Consider the following 4,605-nt stretch of genomic DNA (forward strand, 5'->3'; position numbering starts at 1 on the left):
AATAATATAAATTCCAYATTTATGTTCTTTTTTATATCTAATTTTATTTTTAAAAATAGTATTAAATTGCTTTTAAAAATAAGTAAAAAATGGCCTGATGACCATTCTTTACTTATTTAAACTTTCACTTATACTTTTTATTTTATTTAAAACTCGTTCTGATTCTGACCCTTGTAAAACTGTTGGTTTATAATCATTTCTAGATTTTGTTGAAGATATAGAACAAGGTATTATGTTTGGAACTTCAATTCCTACTAATTCATTATTTTCAAAATTAAATGTCTGTTGATATATCATAGAGTCTTTATCACTTGGATTTTTATTTCCACCAAAACAGAAATTCCCTAAACTATAAGCTATGTACTTTCCATTGTATTCTTCGATTCCTTGTAGTACATGTGGATGTGCTCCTATAACTAAATCACTTCCATAATCAATAGCATTATGTGCAAAATCTTTCTGTACTTGATTTGGTGTGTATGCTCTTTCTACTCCCCAGTGGAAGTATACTGCTACCATATCAGCTTCTTTCTTTAATACTTCTATATCGCTTTTCATATTGTTTAAATTTTCTTCAGTATAGTTTTCCGTCCAGCCATTGTATCCTAATAATCCAATCTTTATACCATTTGTATCAATTATAGATTTCTCCCCTAGACCAAAATATTTTATATCATTTTCTCCTAATATAAATTTTGTATCTTCTATTCCTTGCTCAAAATAATCTTCAGAGTGATTATTAGCAATACTTACTGCTTCTATATTTCCACTTTTTAATATATTCACATAAGATGGATCACCTTTAAATGCAAATTTTTTCACCTTAGCATTTTGAGCAGTTGTCAGTGGTCCTTCTAAGTTAACAACACTTAAATCATCATTAATAAAAATATCTTTTACATTTTCAAAAAAGTAATCAAAGTTACCTTCTCTATTTTGAAACTCATTGTCAAAGGTTCCATAATAAGAAGATCCTTTATAATTTCCCATTGTTACATCACCTGCAAAACTTATAGTTATACTTTTCTTCTCTACAGGTTTATCAATTTCTGTTTCTATTTTTTCGTTATTAGATATCGATTCATCATTATACTTTTTAGAATTTTCTAATATTGATTTTAATAATAAAATTAATATAATTGCTAAAATAATTCCTAATAAAATAAGCTTTTTCTTATTATATTTTTTTGCCATATATTCCTCCTGCCTTATGTTGTTAATTAATTATAATAACTTTAATTATCTTAGTAAAGTAAAAAAATCTATAATATGTAAATAAATGGCTATATTTAACAAATCAATTGTAAAAGGGGTATAGTTTTGATATAATAATATTAAATTTAAATAAGGGGGGATTTTACAATGGCTTACATGATAAACGATGCTTGTATAAGCTGTGGTGCTTGCGAAGCTGAATGTCCAGTTGAATGTATATCTTCTGGAGATGACAGATACGTTATAGACGCAGATTGTTGTATAGAATGTGGTGCTTGTGCAGGAGTATGTCCTGTTGACGCTCCTCAACCAGAATAATAAATAAAAAAGCTATCTAATAGATTTACTATATAGATAGCTTTTTTATTTATTCATTTTCTTTCATTAAATACGATAATGTAAATAAACTCTCTGTCAGATTTACATTTTCAACTATAACACCGTTAGGTACTTCTAAATCTATCGATGCAAAGTTCCAAATTCCCTTTATTCCTGCATTTACTAATCTATCTACAACATCTTGTGCACCATTTCTAGGTATACATAATATTGCTATATCAATATTATTTTCTTCGACAAAAGTTTCTATATCTTCTGAATCTAGTACTTCAAAATCTCTTATTTTAAGTCCGATCATTCTAGGGTTAGCATCAAATAATGCTTTTATTCTAAAACCAGCTTTTCTAAATCCTGAATAATTAGCTATAGCTTGACCAAGGTTACCCGCTCCTATAAGAACTGCATTGTATACTTTATTTAAACCTAATATATTTCCAATTTCTCTATGTAGAGCTTCTACATTATATCCATATCCTTGTTGTCCAAACCCTCCAAAGTTATTTAAATCTTGTCTAATTTGAGATGCTGTAAACCCTATAATATCACTTAATTCTTTAGAAGATATTCTTTGAACATCTTTATCTAATAAATCACTTAAGTATCTATGATATTTAGGTAATCTTCTTATTACTGCCATTGATATGTTTTTCTCTGCCATATTTTCACCTCCGGATAATAGTTTTTTACTACTTTTAACGTTTCCCAAAACAAAAAATATATATCCTTGATTATATTATACCAAAACATTATAATTTTAGGTAGTTTAAGGAGGTATAAATTTATGATTGTTTTGTCATGTAATAACTTAAATAAAAGTTTCGGAATAGATTCTATATTAGAAAACGTAAGTTTTACGGTAAATGAATACGATAAAATCGGTATAATAGGAATTAATGGTACGGGAAAAACTACTTTATTCAAAATAATTTCAGGAATATATGGTTATGATAGCGGAGATATATATACATCTAAAGATTGTGAAATCGGATATTTAGAACAAAATACTAACTTCCACTCTGAAAATACAATACTTGAAGAAGTTTTGGAAGTATTCAAAGATTTAATAGAAATGGAAAAATATATAAGAAATCTAGAACATAAAATAGCTGAGGAAAGTGCAAATACTAACTCTACTACTCTAGAAAAACTTATGAATGAATACTCTCATAAACTAGAATTATTTGCTGATAAAAATGGATACGGATATAAGTCTGAAGCAAAAGGTGTATTAAAAGGATTAGGCTTTAGCGATGAAGATATGGATAAACCTATTAGCATACTTTCTGGAGGAGAAAAAACTAGAGTTTTATTAGGTAAGTTACTTCTAAAAAAACCTACTTTACTTTTATTAGATGAACCTACTAACCATCTTGATTCGGAAGCTATAGAATGGCTAGAAGTATTCTTAAAGCAATATAAAGGTACTGTAATTTTAATATCACATGATAGATATTTCTTAGATCAAGTTGTAAATAGAGTCTTCGAAATTCATAATAAAAAGTTAAAAACTTACAACGGAAACTATTCTGATTTCATTAAAGCTTCTGCAATAGAAAAAGAATTAGAACAAAAGAAATTTGAGAACCAACAAAAAGATTTAAAAAAGCAAGAAGAATCAATAGAAAGGCTTAAGGCATTTGGAAGAGAAAAACATTTAAAAAGAGCTAGAAGTAAAGAAAAGGCACTTGCTAAAGTTGATGTATTAGATAAACCTGAAGCTTATAGAAAAAGAGCTAGAATAAAATTCAATCCTACTGTTACTAGCGGAAATGACGTACTACAAATAAGAGATGTATCTATGGGATATGGCGAGAGAATTTTATTTAAAGACCTTAATTTAGATATATACAGAGGTGAAAAAGTAGCTCTTATAGGTGCTAATGGTATTGGAAAATCGACATTATTTAAAATAATAATGAAAGAAATTATTCCTCTATCTGGAGAAATCAAATTTGGTACAAATGTAAATGTTTCTTACTTCCATCAGGAGCAAAAAACTTTAAATCTTGATAACACTATAATAGATGAAATTTGGGAAGATAATAAGCAATTAACTCAAACTACTCTAAGAAGTATGTTAGGTGCATTTTTATTTGAAGGTGAAGAAGTATTTAAAATGATATCAACTTTAAGCGGAGGAGAAAGAGCTAGGGTGGCAATTCTTAAGCTTATATTATCAAATGCAAACTTACTACTTTTAGATGAGCCTACTAACCACTTAGACATTGATTCTAAGGAAGTTCTAGAAGAAGCTTTATCTGGTTATACTGGAACTATTTTTACTATTTCTCATGATAGATACTTCTTAAATACTGTTGTTGATAAAGTTTTAGTTTTAGATGAAAATGGAATTACTGAGTATCTTGGAAACTATGATTACTATATAGAAAAGAAAAAACAAGTTCAAGAAATGAGTACTATTGAAGAAGTAGAAGAAAAAACGAAGACTCAACTTAAAGAAGAAAAAAGAAAAGAAAGAGAACAAAGAGAAGCTGAAAAGAAAAATAGAGTTAAACGTCAAAATATAGAAAAAGAAATAGAAGAAACTGAATCTAAAATAGAAGAAATGGATGTTCTTTTATGCCAAGAGGAAGTTTACTCTAATCCTGAAAAATCAAGAGAAGTTAGTCAACAAAAATCTAATTTAGAAGAAAAACTTGCTAACCTTTATGATGAATGGGAAACTTTAATGTAGAATCAAGAAAGATATTATGTAGTGAATATATATTCTCTTTATATCTTTTTTATTACTATCTTTTCTTAGTTACATTAATAGCCTATTATGCTATTATTTATATCATAAAAATTTAATACAAAAGGAGTGATTTAGTGGAAGGATTATTCTCATTAAATGATAATAACAAAAAATTTTATAAATTACTTATTTCATTATGTATTCCTATAATAATACAACAACTTATATCTACATCAGTAAATATAATAGATACTGTTATGATAAGTAGTTTAGGTGAATCATCTGTTGCCTCTATAGGGGTTGCAAACCAATATTTCTTTTTATTTAATATGGCCTTATCTGGTATTGTAGGTGGT

The 4,605-nt window shown here is 27.4% G+C and carries 5 protein-coding genes; 3 read left to right on the plus strand and 2 right to left on the minus strand.

The features are described 5' to 3' along the window. Positions 1-108: 108 nt before the first annotated feature. Positions 109-1,194 carry a CapA family protein gene (locus G3997_RS09815; RefSeq protein WP_296645587.1) on the minus strand — a complete coding sequence of 362 codons (1,086 nt, stop codon included), beginning with the start codon at positions 1,192-1,194 and terminating at the stop codon, positions 109-111. Between the two features lie 168 nt (positions 1,195-1,362). Here G3997_RS09815 and G3997_RS09820 point away from each other — a divergent pair, with 168 nt between their 5' ends. Beyond that, positions 1,363-1,533, plus strand: a complete 171-nt coding sequence (locus G3997_RS09820; RefSeq protein ID WP_296645588.1) for a DUF362 domain-containing protein — start codon at positions 1,363-1,365, stop codon at positions 1,531-1,533. Between the two features lie 49 nt (positions 1,534-1,582). Here G3997_RS09820 and G3997_RS09825 read toward each other — a convergent pair whose 3' ends face one another. After that, the gene (locus tag G3997_RS09825) at positions 1,583-2,212 is read right to left on the minus strand and encodes a redox-sensing transcriptional repressor Rex (RefSeq protein ID WP_296645589.1); all 630 of its coding nucleotides are present in this window, start codon (positions 2,210-2,212) and stop codon (positions 1,583-1,585) included. A gap of 123 nt (positions 2,213-2,335) precedes the next feature. On the opposite strand from G3997_RS09825, the gene G3997_RS09830 reads away from it, so the two are divergent. Both G3997_RS09830 and G3997_RS09835 read left to right on the plus strand, forming a co-directional pair. Further along, positions 2,336-4,249: an ABC-F family ATP-binding cassette domain-containing protein gene (locus G3997_RS09830; RefSeq protein ID WP_296645590.1), complete on the plus strand. Its 1,914-nt coding sequence runs from the start codon at positions 2,336-2,338 to the stop codon at positions 4,247-4,249. A 134-nt stretch (positions 4,250-4,383) separates the two neighbouring features. Then, on the plus strand, positions 4,384-4,605 hold a 222-nt coding region (locus tag G3997_RS09835; protein ID WP_296645591.1), incomplete at its 3' end, for an MATE family efflux transporter.

This window comes from Romboutsia sp. 13368 (genome assembly GCF_018336475.1).
Classification (GTDB): Bacteria; Bacillota; Clostridia; order Peptostreptococcales; family Peptostreptococcaceae; genus Romboutsia.

Excerpts from the sequence above, each read along its gene's own strand:
- G3997_RS09815 (WP_296645587.1), bottom strand. The coding sequence starts at position 1,194 with ATGGCAAAAAAATATAATAAGAAAAAGCTTATTTTATTAGGAATTATT.
- G3997_RS09820 (WP_296645588.1), top strand. The coding sequence starts at position 1,363 with ATGGCTTACATGATAAACGATGCTTGTATAAGCTGTGGTGCTTGCGAA.
- G3997_RS09825 (WP_296645589.1), bottom strand. The coding sequence starts at position 2,212 with ATGGCAGAGAAAAACATATCAATGGCAGTAATAAGAAGATTACCTAAA.
- G3997_RS09830 (WP_296645590.1), top strand. The coding sequence starts at position 2,336 with ATGATTGTTTTGTCATGTAATAACTTAAATAAAAGTTTCGGAATAGAT.